Genomic DNA, 15,318 nt, shown 5'->3' with positions numbered 1-15,318 from the left:
CCATGACTTCGCGGTTTATCCCCTATGCCACGACACCGTCGCGCATCATGGCCCAGCTCGTCAGCGACGCCGTCGTGGTCGTCTGGACCACGGTGTGGGTGCTGGTCGGCATGGCGGTGCACTCGGCGGTCTCGACCATCGCCACCGTGGGCCGCCAGGTGGAGACCGGCGCCAACGGCGTGGCCGACAACCTCGACTCCGCGGGTGAGCGCACCGACTCCTTCCCGCTGATCGGCGACGCGCTGAGCAAGCCGCTGCGGGCAGCCAGCGAGGCCGCGCTCGACATCGCCGGCGCCGGCCACAGCCTCGATACCACGGCGTCGTGGCTGGCCTGGGTGCTGGCGTTGGCGGTGGCCGCGCCGCCGATCCTGTTCGTCGCGATGCCGTGGCTGTACCTGCGGCTGCGGTTCTTCCGCCGCAAGTGGACGGCGCTCACACTGGCCCGCACACCCGCGGGCGAGCAACTGTTGGCGCTGCGGGCACTGGCCAATCGGCCGCTGGCGAAGCTGGTCGCGGTCCACGCCGACCCTGTCGGGGCGTGGCGGATGCACGACCACGACGCGATCCGCGGACTCGCCGCGCTCGAGTTGCGCTCCTCGGGCGTCGCCCGCCGCCTCTAATCTCCGCGATTTGTGCACATCCGGGAGCGCTCACCGCTCGCGAATGTGCACAAATCGCATGGAGGGAACCATTCGCAGGCGCCGATGCGTCGAAAAAGAGCATGCTCGACGACCATCTCCGGCGTCACGACGGTGTGATCACGCTGGCGCAAGCGCGACAGTGCGGCCTCAGTAGGCATGCGGTGAACCGCCGCGTGCGCTCGGGCCACTGGCGGCGATGCTCGCCTGGCGTCTTCTTCGTAAACGATCGTCCGTTCAGCGACGCCGCGCGTATCAGGGCTTCGGTTTGGTCGTTCGGTCCGCGAGCAGCGGCCAGCGGACTGGCGGCGGCGTGGTGGCACGGGATCACGAAGTTCGCTCCCGAGGTCGTCGAAGTCACCGTCCCGAGGGTGAGCAACTTCCGGCCGAGGCCGGGCATGAATGCGCGAAGGCGCGACCTGTCGCCCCGCGACGTCGTCGAGCGCGACGGGCTGCAAGTCACGGCGTTGCCGCTGACGGTCGTCGAAGCCGCGGTCCGCCGCGGTGGCGGGCCGAAACTGATGGACACCGCCCTGCAGCGTCACGTCGAGCTCGCCCAACTGTGGCGTGCGCATCTGCGTAACAAGGGTCGACACGGTTCACCCGCCGCCCGGCGACTCCTGCGTGGCGCCCAGAACGGTGCGCGTTCCCAGGCCGAGCGGCTTCTCGTCAAGCTCCTACGCGACGCCGGGTTCACCGGCTGGAAGACGAACCACCCCGTCGCCGGCTACAGGGTCGACGTCGCCTTCCTGGCGGCGAAGGTCGCGATCGAGGTCGACGGCTGGGCGTTTCACACCGACAGCGACGTGTTCCAGATCGACCGTAACCGTCAGAACATCATCGCCCTGCACGGCTGGAAGGTGTTGCGCTTCACCTGGCTTGACCTCACGGCGTATCCGCAGCGGGTGATCGCCGAGATCTCCGCCGCGACGGGCCAGAGTCCGTCATCCGAGCATGCGCCGCAAGGTGTGGCCGAACGGATACCGCGCCGTCACCGACCCGAACCGCACCCGGCCGCGCACCACGAGGTGTAGCCGATCCGACGCGGGACCGTGCGGCACCTTCAGCGTGGTGCTGCCCGCGAACGTCTCGACGCCGGTGAGGTCGACGGTCGCGCCGTCGGGCAGGATCAGTTCCGTCGAGCTGAAGTAGTCGTCGATGTCCAGCATGACGGTGGACCCCTGCAGCTTCGCCGATGTGAAGTCGAGCGTCGTGTCACACATCCTGGTGTTCAGATCGATGCGCGACGGCACCGCCCACGGTCCCCGCCGCGAGATCGACGACATCCGGCCGCGTATCGGTTCGCTGCCACCAGGCGCCACCGGTCGCAGCGCATCCGTCGAGGGCAAGTCGGCCAACACCTGGCGCAATTCTCCGCGGGTGCGCGCGGCCAGTACGACGTCGAACCGCTCGCTGAACTCGTCGAGCGTGAGCATGCCTTGGCCGACCGCACGTTCGAGCTGCTGCCTCACGTGCTCGCGGTCTACGTCCGAAACCCGCATGTTCGCGTCATCGGTGTCCATGCCCCGAGAGTAGGTCGCGCACGCCGACGGTCCTCAACCGCAACACCGCTCCGATCGACACAACGATCCAGGCAGCAAATGCGATCCAAAAGAAGACCTGCGAAATCGTGGGCAGCGCAGACCATCCGGTCTCGATCGCCATGGCGTGGGTAGCCGCCGAATACATGCCCAACGGGAAGACCATCGCCCACCACACCCCGGCGAAACGCCGCGCCTCCGCGCGTTCGATGTGACGGACACCGAAGTACACCAGCGGCGGAATCCACAGCGATGCCAGGCACCACGTCGTGATCGTTACCGTACGAACGCCGTCGATGCCGGCCCGATGGATGTGATCACCGGCCAGCGTGGCGATCGCGAGCCCGCCCATCAAGATCCACGCGTCGGGCTCGAACCCGCTGGGATCCAGCCGCGCCGAAAAGGCTCGCGCCAGAATCAGCGTGGTCATGACGGCATATAACGCAAGGGCCGACACCCAGATCGCCACACCGGCCATCAACAGCACATGCCACCCCGTGTCGTGGGCGAGCGCCACCGCGACGATCGCCAGACCCGAGGTGCCGACGCTGCACAGTTCCCATGCTCCTCGCGCCCGTCGCTGTAACGCCGTCCACGTCCGACGGGCGAAGTTGCGCGCCGTCAGCACCACCAACGCCAGCCACACCATCGCCGCCGGCGCGGCCAATGTCCACAACACCGCCGAGATCGACATCAGCCGGCTGTCGAGCACCGCGCAGGCCGCAACGAACGTGAACAGCCCGATCGTGACGTCCGGATCCGACAGATCCAGGCGCTGTCGGGACCACGAGATCGCTCCTACGACAATGAGAACCAGCAGCCCGAGAACGGCCAACACGGCCAGCGCACCGCTGATGTAGTTGTAGCAGTGGTCGGCCGCGGCGATCGACACGATGCCGGTCGCCATTACGAACGCGAACGCGTCGGGCCTCACCGCCCGCCGCTCACCGCAGCTCGACGACGAGATGCCGGATGCCGGTGTGCCGGTTACTGCGCGTCCATTCGACGGGCTTGACGAGCCGGGCATCGGAGAACCGCGTCAGCAGCTCCTCGAACAGCACACGCAGTTCGAGCCGCGCCAGGTTGGCCCCGAGGCAGTAGTGCACACCCTGGCCGAAGCCGAGGTGCGGATTCGGTTTGCGGGCGATGTCGAACACGTCGGCGTCGGCGAACACGGCCTCGTCGCGGTTGGCCGAACCCTCCCAGATCTGCACTTTCTGACCGGTCTCGATCTGACATCCCCCCAGCGTCACGTCCCGAGTTGCGGTGCGCCGCTTGGACGGTGACGGCGACGACCAGCGCACCATCTCCTCGACCGCCGATGGTAGCGACGTCAGATCGTCGCGCAGAGCCCTCAGCGAATCCGGGTTCTCGATCAATGCGAGCAGCCCGCCGGCGACCGCGTTGCGCGTCGTCTCCGCGCCCGCGCTGAACAACAAACTGAAGAACAGGTAGAGCTCCATTTCCGAAAGGACGGGCGGAGCGAGCGCACCGTCGTCCACGGTGTCATCCATGCACGCGTTCGCGACCACCGACAACATGTCGTCGGTCGGCGACGCGCGTTTCGCCGCGATCAACTCCTGACCATAGGCATACATTCGCGAACCGGCCTCTTCCTCGGTGAGCTGGCCAACCGAGGCCTTCCGCGAACCGCCGAAGTCGAACTGCGGCTCGATCGCCTGAAACAGCCAATGCCGTTCGGACTCCGGAACTCCCAACAGGATGCAGATCATCTGCATCGGTAGCTCGGCCGCCACGTCGACCAGGAAATCGAAGGGCACCCCGGGTTCGACGGCATCCAACAACCGCCGCGCACGCGCGCGCAGATCATCCTCCACCCGGCGAATCATCCGCGGTGTGAGGCCCGAACTGACCAAGCGGCGGATCTGCGAATGTCGTGGGTCGTCCATCATGTTCAGCACCTGACCCGCGATCGCCAGGTCCTGCAGCAGCGTGCCACCGTAGGGCCGGGGTCCACCCGTCACAGATGAGAAGATCTCCGGATCACGAAACACCGCAAGCGTTTCGGCGTAGGTGGCCACGGACCAGAACCCCTCACCGTCGGGCGTGTGCTCGGTCGGCTCATGCCAGTACACCGGAGCCTCGCGCCGATGCAGCGCGAACAGTTCGTGCGGAAACCCGTTCGCGAAGTTGTCCAGATCGGTGAAGTCGATCCCGGCCAGCGTCACAAGATGGCACCCGAAGTGTATTTGGCCGCTTCGGGATAGCGGCTCACCAACTCGTCGACCGCTTCGACCACGCGGTCCACCTGGTCGCCTGCCGCGCCGGTGAAAGCCTGCTTGTCGGCGAGCGCCGCATCGAGCGCGGGCCGGTCCAGCGGCAGCCGGGAATCGCCCGCCAACCTGTCCAGAAGGTCGGGCTCCTGGCCCTTTTCGCGCATCGCCAACGCCACCGCGACGGCGTGTTCCTTGATCAACTCGTGCGCGGTCTCTCGGCCCACCCCGGCTCGGACCGCGGCGATCAGGATTCGCGTCGTCGCCAGGAAGGGCAGGTAGCGGTCGAGCTCGCGCTGGATCACCGCGGGGTAGGCGCCGAACTCGTCGAGCACGGTCAGGAACGTCTCGATCTGCCCGTCGACGGCGAAGAACGCGTCCGGCAGCGCGACGCGGCGCACCACCGAACAGAACACGTCGCCCTCGTTCCATTGCGCGCCAGCGAGTTCGGCGGCCATCGAGCCGTAGCCGCGCAGCACCACCTGCAGCCCGTTCACCCGCTCACACGAGCGGGTGTTCATCTTGTGCGGCATCGCGGACGAGCCCACCTGTCCGGGTGCGAAGCCCTCGGTGACCAGTTCGTGGCCGGCCATCAGCCGGATGGTGTGTGCCAGCGACGACGGACCCGCGCCGACCTGCACCAGCGCGGAGACGACGTCGTGGTCCAGCGAGCGCGGATACACCTGCCCCACGCTGGTGAAAATCTCGGTGAAACCCAGGAATTCGGCGACCCGACGCTCGAGCTCGGCCAGCCGCGACGCGTCGCCGCCGAACAGGTCCAGCATGTCCTGAGCGGTGCCCATCGGGCCCTTGACACCGCGCAGCGGGTAACGGTCGATCAACGAGCGCAGCCGCTGCAGCGCGATCAACAGCTCTTCGGCCGCCGAGGCGAACCGCTTACCCAGCGTGGTGGCCTGCGCCGCGACGTTGTGGCTGCGGCCGGCCATCACCAGGTCGCGATACAGCACCGCGCGTTCGGCGAGCCGGGCCACCACCGCCACCGCATGGGAGTGCACGAGTTCGAGCGAGCGCCGGATCTGCAGCTGTTCGACGTTCTCGGTCAGGTCGCGACTGGTCATACCCTTGTGGACGTGTTCGTGGCCCGCCAGGGCGTTGAACTCCTCGATGCGCGCCTTGACGTCGTGGCGCAGCACGCGTTCCCGTGCCGCGATCGACTCGAGGTCGACCTGTTCGAGCACCCGCTCGTAGTCGTCGACCACTCCGGCGGGCACGTCGACCCCTAGTTCCGCCTGGGCGCGCAGTACCGCCAGCCAGAGCCTGCGCTCCGCGATGACCTTGGCTTCCGGTGACCAGATCGCCACCATTTCCTCGCTGGCGTACCGAGTGGCCAGCACGTTGGGGATCGTCACAAACACTCAGCTTACGACTCGGGTAGTGCAGGCTGGTCCCATGTACTTCGTTGGGCTCGATCTCGCCTGGGCGGAAGGAAACCAAACCGGTGTGGCCGTTCTGGACGGCGACGGACGGCTCGTGCAGGTCGGCACGGCGGTCAGCGACGACGATATCGCGGCGGCCGTCGCGCCGTATGTCGACGGCCCCTGCGTCGTCGCCATCGACGCACCGCTCATCGTCAGGAATCCGACCGGTTACCGGCTCGGGGAGACGCTGTACAACCGGGATTTCGCGCCGTTCGAGGCGACCGCGCAGCCCGCGAACACCGGTAACCCGCTCTTCGACCCGCCCCGCGCCGAGGTCCTCTGCGAGCGGCTGTACCTGGACACCGACCCGCAGTCACGCGCCGACCGCCGCGCGATCGAGGTCTACCCGCATGCCGCGACGATTGCGCTGTTCAAACTCGGCAAGACGCTCAAGTACAAGCGGCGGGCAAAGGATGTCGTCAAACGCAAGGACGAACTGCTCAAGATGGTGGAGCTGATCGAGGGGTTGAACGACGCCAACCCGCGACTTCGCGTCCGGAGCAGTCCGGCGTGGCTCGAACTCCGCAAGCGGATCGAAGCCGGTGCCCGGGCCTTCCAGCTCAACGCCTGCGAGGATCCCGTCGACGCCGTGCTCTGCGCGTACGTCGCGCTGTACTTCGAACGGCGACGCGAGGACGTCATGATCTACGGCGACCGCGACGACGGCTACATCGTCACACCCGCGTTGCCACCCGGGCTGACGCCCGCCCCTCGCGGTCGCCCGGTGTCGGCCCCCGGGCCCGGCGACGTGCTGCCGCGCCTGGAGCAGGTTCAGCTTCTGATCGAGCGGGCGCAACGCGAACTCACCGAGATACGCCGACAGTTGGGCGGCTAGTCAGTCCGGCGTCTGAGCCAGCTGAGTCGGATCGGTGATCCCGGCGTCGGTGATGCCGAGTCGCTTGTTGATCACCATGGTGACGAGGAACAGCACGATGCCGATCACGATCAGGATTCCGGCGAGCAGATACTGCGTTCCCGGGCGGCCCGACAGCGGTGTCACCAGATACAGCGATGTGATGAAACCGAGAATGGGTAGCAACGTGGGCGTCCGGAAATGCGCACCGTCCTTCTGAACGTCGCGACGCAGCACCAGCACCGCCACGTTGACCATCGCGAACACCGCCAACAGCAGAAGCGACGTGGTGCCGCCGAGAACCGACACCGCCTTGCTGCTCGCGAAGGCCGACACGTAGAAGATCAGACCGAACGCGATCACGGTCGTGAAAATGATTGCCACCCAGGGGGTGTGGCGGGTTCGGTGCACCGAGCCGAGAACCGGCGGCAGCACCCGTTGCCGAGCCATGCCGTAGATCAGCCGGCTGGCCATCAGCATGTTGATCAGCGCGGTGTTGGATACCGCGAACATCGTGATGAACGGGAATAGCTCATCGATCGGCAGCCCCGGTGCCGCGGCCTCCACCACGCTCACCAACGGGGTGCTGCTGGCCTTGAGCTCGCCGATCGGCACCAGGGCCACCGCGATGATCGACACCAGGATGTAGACGAGTCCGGCGATGCTCAGCCCGGTCAACAACACCTTCGGGAAGATCCGGACCGGGTCCTTGGTCTCCTCGGCCATGTTGACCGAGTCCTCGAAGCCGACCATGGCGAAGAAGGCGAGCGACGTCGCCGCGGTGATCGCGACGAATGTGCTTCGCTCCTCACCACTTTCGAACATCACGATGCGGGAGAAGTCGTGGTCACCGCCCTGGGTCAATGCCCATAAACCGACGAAGATCACCAGCAGCAGGCCGGTGATCTCGATGATGGTCAGGCCGACGTTGAGCTTGACGCTCTCGCTCACACCGCGCAGGTTGATCGCGGCCAAGACGGCCATGAACAGCAGCGCGATGACGGCGACACCCGCCTTGCCCCAGTCCAGGCCGAGACCCTTGATCATGTTGGCGGCGAACGCTTGCGACGCGGTCGACGCCGACGTGATGCCGGAGCACATCACCACGAAGGCGACGAGGAAGGTGAAGAACTGGATCCCGAAAGCCTTGTGCGCGTACAGCGCAGCCCCGGCCGCCTGCGGGTATTTGGTGACGAGTTCCAGATACGAGAACGCCGTGATGGTGGCGATGGCGAATGCGAGAAGGAACGGCAACCATGCCGCGCCGCCCACCTCGCCGGCGACCTGGCCCGTCAGCGCGTAGACACCGGTGCCGAGGATGTCGCCGACGATGAACAGCAGCAACAACCCCGGACCCATGACCCGCCGAAGCTCTGGCTGCTTGTCCGTCGGCGTACTCATCATCGTCTGCTCTTCGCGCAAGCGCTCATCGGTGCCCTTTGCTCTTCGCGCAAGCGCTCATCGGTGCCCTTTGCTCTTCGCGCAAGCGCTCATCGGTGCCCTCCTGGTGGCACTTACACCTGCGCCACTCGCTCATCGATTGGTGCCAACACGTCTATCACGTCGATCAAGGTCGCGCGTGCTGTTGCGCGAGGGCCGTCGCCCTCGGCGACGAGCGCAGCCACCACCGCACCGTCGACGGCGTTGACCAACGCGGTGAGGTACTCGGCCCGCACCGAGCGACCCGAACGTTCGATGACCTCGATCACCGCGTCGGTGCGCTGTCGCATGATCCGCCGTTGGATCTCGCGCAGTCCCGGGTGGCGCGCGCACGCGATGTACCTCTCGTAGCGCGAGATCAACTGCTCGCTGACCCGCTGCCCCGCCACATCGTCGACCAACAGATCGACCAAGATGTCGGCGGTCGATTCCGCGCCCCGCCGGCGCCGCGAGAGCATCGCAACCCTGGCGCGCAATTGCTCGGCCTCGCGCTCACCGACGTATTCGACGGCCTTGGCGATCAGATCGTCCAGCGAGGAGAAGTAGTACGTCGTCGACGCCAGCGGGAGGCCGGCGCGGCGCGCCACGGCGCGATGCCGGACCGCGTCGAAGCCGCCCTCGCACAGCAGATCGGCGGCAGCGCTGACCAGCGCAAATCGTCGACGCTCTCCCTTGGGAGTGACCGCTGCCGTCACCTTTAGCATGCTGCCAGTCGGGCGGCCCTCCCATCGCGCTTTCGGCTAATCGTCAGGCTTTACTCACGAAGTCGGGGCTGGCGTTTCTGGTGCGACGGGCGACCGCCGCTCGGCGGTGATGAAGCGCCGATGGCATCATGGCCGCCATGCCCGAGCTGAGTCGCCGATCGCTTCTGCGCCTCGGTGTCGGCGCGGCGGCCGGTGCGGCAGCGCTGCGGATGGCACCCGCGGTTCCCGCCGCGCCCGCGGCACCCACTTACGTCGACGGGTCGTTCGTCTCCGCGGCACGCGGAGGGCAGACGACCAACTGGGCGATCGCGCGGCCGCCGGGGCAGAGCACGCCGCTGCGTCCGGTCATCGCCCTGCACGGCAAGGGGCAGGACGCCGCGGGTGTGATGGCCGGCGGTGTGGAACAGGGGCTGGCCGAGGCCGTGTCCGCGGGCCTGCCGCCCTTCGCTGTCGTCGCGGTCGACGGCGGCGGAAGTTACTGGCACAAGCGGGCCGACGGCGAGGACTCCGGCGCGATGGTGCTCGACGAGCTGATCCCGTTGCTGGGTTCGCAGGGCCTGGACACCTCGCGCGTCGGTTTCCTCGGCTGGTCGATGGGCGGCTACGGGGCGCTGCTGCTCGGCGCGCGGCTCGGGCCCGCCCGCACAGCCGCGATCTGCGCGGTCAGCCCGGCGCTGTGGACGTCCTCCGGCGCCGCCGCGCCCGGTGCATTCGACAGCGCGGAAGACTATGCGGCCAACAGTGTCTGGGGGCTCCCCGCGCTGGGATCGATTCCGATCCGGATCGATTGCGGGACCGGCGATCCGTTCTATTCGGCGACGAAAGAGTTCATCGCGCAGCTGCCGAATCCGCCCGCAGGCGGGTTTTCGCCCGGTGGGCACGACGCCGGCTTCTGGAGCTCGCAGCTGCCCGGCGAGCTGGCCTGGCTGGCACCGCTGCTGACCGCTTAGAGGGCGATGCGACCTTCCGCCGCGGCCAGGGCGATGTCACTGCGAAAGTGACTGCCCGGCAGCCGAATCGACTTGATCAACGCATACGCGGCGTCGCGCGCCGCCGACAGGTCGGCGCCGGCGCCCACGATGGACAGCACACGTCCGCCCGATGAGACCACGGCACCGTCGTCGCGACGACTGGTCCCTGCGTGCAAGACGCCGTCGGCCTCGGACCCGGTGATCACGTCGCCGACCCGTGGACGACCCGGATAGTTCTCCGCCGCCAGTACGACGGTCACCGCGGCGCCGTCGCGCCACTGCAGCGCGGGCTCGTCGGCGAGGCGGCCGGTTGCGGCCGCATACAGCAGCCGTCCCAACGGGGTCTCCAGCAGAGCCAGCACCGACTGCGTCTCCGGATCGCCGAAGCGGCAGTTGAATTCGACCACCGCCGGCCCCTGCGATGTGATCGCCAGCCCGACGTACAGCAGTCCCGAGAACGAGCTGCCGCGCGCAACGAGTTCGGCGGCAACGGGTTTCACCACATCGTCGACGATCTGGGTTACGACGCCGTCGGGCAGCCACGGCAGTGGCGCGTAGGCGCCCATCCCTCCGGTGTTGGGGCCCGTGTCGTTGTCACCGACCCGCTTGAAGTCCTGAGCCGGTAACAGAGGCACCACGGTCTCGCCGTCGACGACGCAGAACAGCGACACCTCGGGTCCGTCGAGGAACGACTCGAGCAGCACGGGATGTCCCGCGTCGAGCAGGCCCGCGGCATGCGAACGCGCGGCGTCACGGTCGGTGGTCACCACCACACCCTTGCCCGCGGCCAGACCGTCGTCCTTGACTACCCACGCGGATTCACCGCCGGGCGGGCCGAACCGGTCGAGCGCGGCATCCAGGCGTGCGGGGTTGTCGACGACCTCGCTTCTAGCGGTGCGCACACCGGCGGCCGTCATCACGTCCTTGGCGAACGACTTCGAACCCTCGATGCGGGCCGCATCCTTCGTCGGCCCGAAACAGGCGATCTCGGCGCTGCGCACCGCGTCGGCGACACCGAGCACCAACGGCACCTCCGGTCCGACGACAACGAGGTCGGACTCGAGCTTGCGCGCCAGGTCGGCGACCGCCTCCCCGGAGGTGATGTCGACGTCGTACTGGTCGGCGATCCCGGCGGTACCCGCATTGCCCGGCGCGATCGCCAGACTCTCGACCTCGGGGTCACGCCGCAGCGCCAGCAGCAACGCATGTTCACGGGCACCGGATCCGATTACCAGGACTCGCACAACTGCTCACCCTAACTGCACAGCCGATCTCGGTTCGACGACGACGCATCGCCCGCCCGCTGACCGCGGCGATAGTTAGGCCATACACTTGACACGACATTGTATGGTCGAGTGTATGAGCCAGGCCACATGCCCGTTCGGACCCGACGGTGCCGGTCCCCAAGACGCGATGCGCCTGCCCCGGGGATACGACTTCACCGACCCCGAGGTGCTGCTGCGCGGGATCCCCGTCGCGGAGTTCGCCCAGCTGCGCAAGACCGCGCCGGTGTGGTGGAACGAGCAGCCAGAGTCGATCTTCGACGACGGCGGTTACTGGGTGATCAGCCGGCACGAGGACATCAAGGTGATCTCGCGCAACGGCGAGCTGTGGTCGACCAACCGCAAGGGTGCGGTGATGCGACTGCCCGAAGGAGTCACCTCCGAACAGCTCGAGCTCACCAAGGCGCTGCTGATCAACCACGATGCGCCGGAGCACACCCGGTTGCGGAAGCTGGTGTCGCGCTTGTTCACCCCGCGGGCGATCGCGACGCTCGAGGAACGGCTGGCGACAGCCGCGCGTGAGATCGTCGCCGCGGCAAGGGAAAAGGGCAGCGGCAACTTCGTCGACGACGTCGCGATGCGCCTGCCGCTTTTGGCGATCGCCGATCTCATCGGAGTCCCCGAGGCCGATCGCGAGAAGTTGTTCCACTGGACCAACGCCATCATGAACACCGACGACCCCGACTTCGACAGCGATCCGACCGCCGCCAACGCGGAGCTGATGGGGTACGCCTACACGATGGCCGAGGAGCGCCGTCGTTGTCCGGCTGACGACATCGTGACCCGCCTCATCGAGGCCGATATCGACGGGGAGTCGCTCGACGATGTGGAGTTCGCGTTCTTCGTCATCCTGTTGGCGGTCGCCGGGAATGAGACGACCCGCAATGCGATGACCCACGGCATGAACGCCTTCTTCGAGAATCCGGATCAGTGGGAGCTGTTCAAGCGCGACAGGCCGGCAACCGCCGCCGACGAGATCGTGCGCTGGGCCACCCCGGTGCACTGCTTCCAGCGGACAGCGCTCGCCGACACCGAACTCGGCGGCGTCACCATCCGGGAAGGGCAGCGGGTGGGGCTGTTCTACAGCTCGGCCAATTATGACGAAGAGGTGTTCGACCAGCCCTTCCGGTTCGACATCCTGCGTGACCCCAACCCCCATCTCGGGTTCGGCGGCAACGGCGCCCACTACTGCATCGGCGCGAACCTGGCCCGCATGGAGATCAAATTGATCTTCGACGAGATCGCCGACCAGATTCCCGACATCACCAAACTTGGTGAACCACAACGTCTTCGGTCGGGCTGGATCAACGGCGTCAAGGACCTGCAGGTCTCCTACACGGGTTGACCAGGCCGGCTGAGTAGGATTTCGCCGTGCGCACCCACGGCTGGTCGGGCTCGGCGCCGTCGACGGATGAGGAGGCGGTCGCCCGCATCCTCGACGCCGCGGGCAAGGCGATCGACGCCCGCGGTGCGGAGTTCTCCATCACCGACGTCGCACGCACGCTCGGAGTCACCCGGCAGACCGTCTACCGGTACTTTCCCAGCACCGATGCGCTGCTGCAGGCGTCGGCGCAGCGCGCGGCCACCGGCTTTCTGGACCGGTTGGCCGATCATCTGCAGGGGCTGACCGACCCACAGGAGGCGGTCGCCGAGGGTATTGCCACCGCGCTCGAATGGCTGCCCCGGGACAAGCACATGGGCCTGCTGCTGATGCCCGCGCGGGCCAGCGCCTTCAGCCAGACGGTCACCTCGGACGTCGCTCTGGAGTTCGCCAACTCGATGCTGCGGCGCTTCGACGTGGAGTGGGCCGCGCTGGGCTTCGCCGACGACGACCTCGACGAGTTGGCCGAGCACCTGTTGCGGATCATTCAGTCGTTCATCATCGACCCGGGACGTCCGTCGCGTCGCGGCGCGGAACTGCGGGACTATCTGCGGCGCTGGGTCGGCGCCTCCGTGGCGGCCCCCACGACGGCGCGCTGAGGACAGAATTAGTGCTCAGTCGGCCGTCGGCCGGCCCGTAAACTCACCGTCGTGAGTGTCGTCGACGCCTTCCTTTCGACGTGGTCGCGGGCCCGCGCCACGTTCGGTGAGGGCACCCCGCAGGACGGCGCCGGGCTGGACAACAGCGCCCTCTTCGAGTCCCTACGCGCCGAGGTGGAGGCGGCAGGGCCGGGATCAGATTGGACGGGTTCGGGCGCCGAGGGTTATCGCGACCAAAACGCGCGCCAGGCAAGGACTCTCGGCGCGATGGCCGAGTTGGACCGCCGACTCGCGGCGGAAGTAAACCGGTCGGCGGACGTGGTGCGCGCCGGTCGCCGTGAGCTGGACGCCGTGCGGCAGTGGGTCGTCGATGCCGCGGCGACGGTCCCCGCGACCCAGGAAGGCGACCGGATGCTGTGGCCGGTGGTCAGCAAGGGCGCCGGCGAGGTCGCCGAGGTCATCGAACGCTGCCACCGCGATCTGGCGGCCATCGCGGCCCGGATGCGCGCACTCGGCGCAGAGTACGAGGAGCTGGGCCGACTGGGGCTGTGAGAGTGCTCGGATCAGAGCACCGTCAGCGGCAGCGATTTGCGGTCTTCGAACTCCCACGTCGATCCGCCGCTGACCCTGACAACCGACACCTCGGAGAACTCCTTGGCCTCGGTGTCGGTTTCGATGACGCGCGCGGTCAACTCCTGCGCCGATCCGTTCACCTCGACATCGAGGCGCTTGTCCACCGCGGCGACGATCGCCTGCAGCGGGCGCCGCTCCCGTGGCGACACCAGCGAGATCCAGGCTCCGTCTTCGTGAGCGGGTGAACGCCGCAGATGCACGGTGTCCGGCCCGAATTCGGCGTCGACGTAGGACACGGGGTTGAGCATCGGATGCAACTCGAGCGTGCGCACCGCGCCCTCGATTCCGCCGGGCAACTTCAGCGCGCGGTGGATGCGTTCGGCCGCGATACCGGCCAGCCCGATCAGTTGTTTGGTGCAGATCTCGGTCGCCAGTTCGGTGTTCGTACCGGCCCGCTTCCCGACGGCGATGACATACGACAGGTTGAGCAGGTGCATCTGCAGACACACCTCGTCGGCGATGCGCACCAGCGCCGAATGCGAGAACGCGCCGAAGTCGAAGTCCGAGACCAACGGTCCGGAGTAGTCCGACTGACCTTGGTCACCGGTGTCGATGGGGTCGAGTTCGGTTCGGGCGGCACGTGTCCGGGCGACGACCTCGAGTACCGGGTGGTCCTCCACCGCGGGGTAGGACTCGTCGATGATCACGGTCCACGCACAATGCGGGTGCCGGTCGGCGGGTGTGCGCGGCGGGCGGTGGATCGGGCGGATCTGGGCTCGGCGGTTGGTCGCCACGGCCGTCGCGTCGAACGTCGGGTCCTCGATGTCGTGGCACATGCCGCGCACGTACTCTTCGCCCATCGGTTCGACGTCCAACAGCGCGCCGCAGTGGTCGAGATGAAATTCACCGTGCCAGCGGTCGTGGACGGTGTAGCGGAAATCCATGAACTGCGGTGGCGCCCCGATGTCGAGCTGCAGACCCTTGAATATCGTGATGACATCGGTGCCCTCGTAGTTCAAGGCCTTCTGCATCCGCTTGGTGTAGATCGGGCTGGCGCCCATCCACTCCTCGATCGCGACCTGCAGCATCTCCTCGCGACCGAAATGGCTGATGATCCAGGCCATTCCGGAGCGGTCGATCAGCTGACCGATCAGCAGCAGCTCGCGCACCAGGACCGCGAGCTGCTCACGCGACAGCGATGAGTACCTACTTGTCATGCTCGTCGTGCACCGTCCCGCCGGAATGCATCTTCACCGCGGCGTTGACGTTCGCTCGTCTTTCTGCGGCCGTGTCCCCGCCTTTGCCCTTTTGGCGGTTCTTGATGACCTTGCTGACCGCACCGTCCAGCTTCGAGCCCAAAGGGAACCCGAGGTAGTGGGTCAAGAAGACCGCCATCTCCTTGAGCTCCTGCTCGGTCATCTCACCGTTGGCCAGCGCGGCGTTGGCCTGGATCTCGGCGAGGTCGGAGTTCCCCACGGCGGTCACTGCGGTCAGCGTCATGATTCGCTTGTCCCGCATGGACAGGCCCGGACGTGTCCAGATGGTGCCGAAGAGGTGGTCGACGGTGAGGTCGAAGTACGGGTCACCCTCGATGTTCGGCATCTCCCAGCCGTAGACCTCGTTCATCTTCTCGAGGCCCTTGCGGCGCAATTCGTCCATCAG

Annotated in this window: 16 protein-coding genes; 7 read left to right on the top strand and 9 right to left on the bottom strand. The window is 67.2% G+C overall.

Annotated features, from left to right (window positions below):
* Window positions 1-2 precede the first annotated feature (2 nt).
* Complete coding sequence (locus tag A5650_RS07370; protein ID WP_067288235.1) at window positions 3-620, top strand: hypothetical protein; 618 nt, start codon at window positions 3-5, stop codon at window positions 618-620.
* 101 nt (window positions 621-721) lie between these two features.
* Window positions 722-1,672 carry a type IV toxin-antitoxin system AbiEi family antitoxin domain-containing protein gene (locus tag A5650_RS07365; RefSeq protein WP_082950643.1) on the top strand — a complete coding sequence of 317 codons (951 nt, stop codon included), beginning with the start codon at window positions 722-724 and terminating at the stop codon, window positions 1,670-1,672.
* On the opposite strand, the gene A5650_RS07360 is transcribed toward A5650_RS07365, so the two are convergent.
* The 4 genes from A5650_RS07360 to purB are packed head-to-tail and all read right to left on the bottom strand — an operon-like array spanning window position 1,583 to window position 5,783.
* Window positions 1,583-2,161 carry a DUF1707 SHOCT-like domain-containing protein gene (locus A5650_RS07360; protein ID WP_067288232.1) on the bottom strand — a complete coding sequence of 193 codons (579 nt, stop codon included), beginning with the start codon at window positions 2,159-2,161 and terminating at the stop codon, window positions 1,583-1,585. The genes A5650_RS07365 and A5650_RS07360 overlap by 90 nt on opposite strands.
* A complete protein-coding gene (locus tag A5650_RS07355) occupies window positions 2,148-3,113 on the bottom strand; it encodes a tellurite resistance/C4-dicarboxylate transporter family protein (RefSeq protein ID WP_231992558.1) in 966 nt (321 codons plus the stop codon). Before A5650_RS07355 ends, A5650_RS07360 begins: the two co-directional genes overlap by 14 nt.
* A gap of 10 nt (window positions 3,114-3,123) precedes the next feature.
* Window positions 3,124-4,368 (bottom strand): cytochrome P450, encoded by a 1,245-nt coding sequence (locus A5650_RS07350; protein ID WP_067288230.1) that lies wholly within the window; start codon window positions 4,366-4,368, stop codon window positions 3,124-3,126.
* Window positions 4,365-5,783: an adenylosuccinate lyase gene (gene purB / locus A5650_RS07345; RefSeq protein WP_067288227.1), complete on the bottom strand. Its 1,419-nt coding sequence runs from the start codon at window positions 5,781-5,783 to the stop codon at window positions 4,365-4,367. Before purB ends, A5650_RS07350 begins: the two co-directional genes overlap by 4 nt.
* 40 nt (window positions 5,784-5,823) lie before the next feature.
* Here purB and A5650_RS07340 point away from each other — a divergent pair, with 40 nt between their 5' ends.
* Complete coding sequence (locus tag A5650_RS07340; protein WP_067288225.1) at window positions 5,824-6,687, top strand: DUF429 domain-containing protein; 864 nt, start codon at window positions 5,824-5,826, stop codon at window positions 6,685-6,687.
* Here the strand turns inward: A5650_RS07340 and A5650_RS07335 are convergent, their stop codons facing one another.
* Entirely contained in the window at window positions 6,688-8,106 is a 1,419-nt protein-coding gene (locus A5650_RS07335; protein WP_067288515.1) for an APC family permease, read from the bottom strand. It abuts the gene before it with no gap.
* 113 nt (window positions 8,107-8,219) lie between these two features.
* Complete coding sequence (locus A5650_RS07330) at window positions 8,220-8,849, bottom strand: TetR/AcrR family transcriptional regulator (protein ID WP_067288222.1); 630 nt, start codon at window positions 8,847-8,849, stop codon at window positions 8,220-8,222.
* A 125-nt stretch (window positions 8,850-8,974) separates the two neighbouring features.
* On the opposite strand from A5650_RS07330, the gene A5650_RS07325 reads away from it, so the two are divergent.
* Window positions 8,975-9,799, top strand: a complete 825-nt coding sequence (locus tag A5650_RS07325; protein ID WP_197501814.1) for an alpha/beta hydrolase — start codon at window positions 8,975-8,977, stop codon at window positions 9,797-9,799.
* On the opposite strand, the gene purD is transcribed toward A5650_RS07325, so the two are convergent.
* Window positions 9,796-11,064, bottom strand: coding sequence for a phosphoribosylamine--glycine ligase (gene purD / locus A5650_RS07320; protein WP_067288218.1), 1,269 nt, complete (start codon window positions 11,062-11,064; stop codon window positions 9,796-9,798). The genes A5650_RS07325 and purD overlap by 4 nt on opposite strands.
* Window positions 11,065-11,179: 115 nt before the next feature.
* Here purD and A5650_RS07315 point away from each other — a divergent pair, with 115 nt between their 5' ends.
* The 3 genes from A5650_RS07315 to A5650_RS07305 are packed head-to-tail and all read left to right on the top strand — an operon-like array spanning window position 11,180 to window position 13,635.
* A complete protein-coding gene (locus A5650_RS07315; protein WP_067288510.1) occupies window positions 11,180-12,448 on the top strand; it encodes a cytochrome P450 in 1,269 nt (422 codons plus the stop codon).
* Between the two features lie 26 nt (window positions 12,449-12,474).
* Window positions 12,475-13,083, top strand: coding sequence for a TetR/AcrR family transcriptional regulator (locus A5650_RS07310; protein WP_067288215.1), 609 nt, complete (start codon window positions 12,475-12,477; stop codon window positions 13,081-13,083).
* A 51-nt stretch (window positions 13,084-13,134) separates the two neighbouring features.
* Window positions 13,135-13,635, top strand: a complete 501-nt coding sequence (locus tag A5650_RS07305) for an EspA/EspE family type VII secretion system effector (protein ID WP_067288214.1) — start codon at window positions 13,135-13,137, stop codon at window positions 13,633-13,635.
* 11 nt (window positions 13,636-13,646) lie between these two features.
* Here the strand turns inward: A5650_RS07305 and A5650_RS07300 are convergent, their stop codons facing one another.
* Window positions 13,647-14,873 (bottom strand): hypothetical protein, encoded by a 1,227-nt coding sequence (locus A5650_RS07300; protein WP_067288212.1) that lies wholly within the window; start codon window positions 14,871-14,873, stop codon window positions 13,647-13,649.
* Window positions 14,863-15,315, bottom strand: coding sequence for a carboxymuconolactone decarboxylase family protein (locus tag A5650_RS07295; RefSeq protein WP_067288210.1), 453 nt, complete (start codon window positions 15,313-15,315; stop codon window positions 14,863-14,865). The genes A5650_RS07300 and A5650_RS07295 overlap by 11 nt, the downstream gene beginning before the upstream one ends.
* Window positions 15,316-15,318 lie beyond the last annotated feature (3 nt).

Source organism: Mycobacterium sp. 1164985.4, from assembly GCF_001668575.1.
GTDB lineage: Bacteria > Actinomycetota > Actinomycetes > Mycobacteriales > Mycobacteriaceae > Mycobacterium.
This window is presented reverse-complemented; position numbering and strand designations above follow the sequence as displayed.

Coding starts and splice junctions, on each gene's coding strand:
- A5650_RS07370 (WP_067288235.1), top strand. CDS start 3: ATGACTTCGCGGTTTATCCCCTATGCCACGACACCGTCGCGCATCATG.
- A5650_RS07365 (WP_082950643.1), top strand. CDS start 722: ATGCTCGACGACCATCTCCGGCGTCACGACGGTGTGATCACGCTGGCG.
- A5650_RS07360 (WP_067288232.1), bottom strand. CDS start 2,161: ATGGACACCGATGACGCGAACATGCGGGTTTCGGACGTAGACCGCGAG.
- A5650_RS07340 (WP_067288225.1), top strand. CDS start 5,824: ATGTACTTCGTTGGGCTCGATCTCGCCTGGGCGGAAGGAAACCAAACC.
- A5650_RS07335 (WP_067288515.1), bottom strand. CDS start 8,106: ATGAGTACGCCGACGGACAAGCAGCCAGAGCTTCGGCGGGTCATGGGT.
- A5650_RS07330 (WP_067288222.1), bottom strand. CDS start 8,849: ATGCTAAAGGTGACGGCAGCGGTCACTCCCAAGGGAGAGCGTCGACGA.
- A5650_RS07315 (WP_067288510.1), top strand. CDS start 11,180: ATGAGCCAGGCCACATGCCCGTTCGGACCCGACGGTGCCGGTCCCCAA.
- A5650_RS07300 (WP_067288212.1), bottom strand. CDS start 14,873: ATGACAAGTAGGTACTCATCGCTGTCGCGTGAGCAGCTCGCGGTCCTG.
- A5650_RS07295 (WP_067288210.1), bottom strand. CDS start 15,315: ATGGACGAATTGCGCCGCAAGGGCCTCGAGAAGATGAACGAGGTCTAC.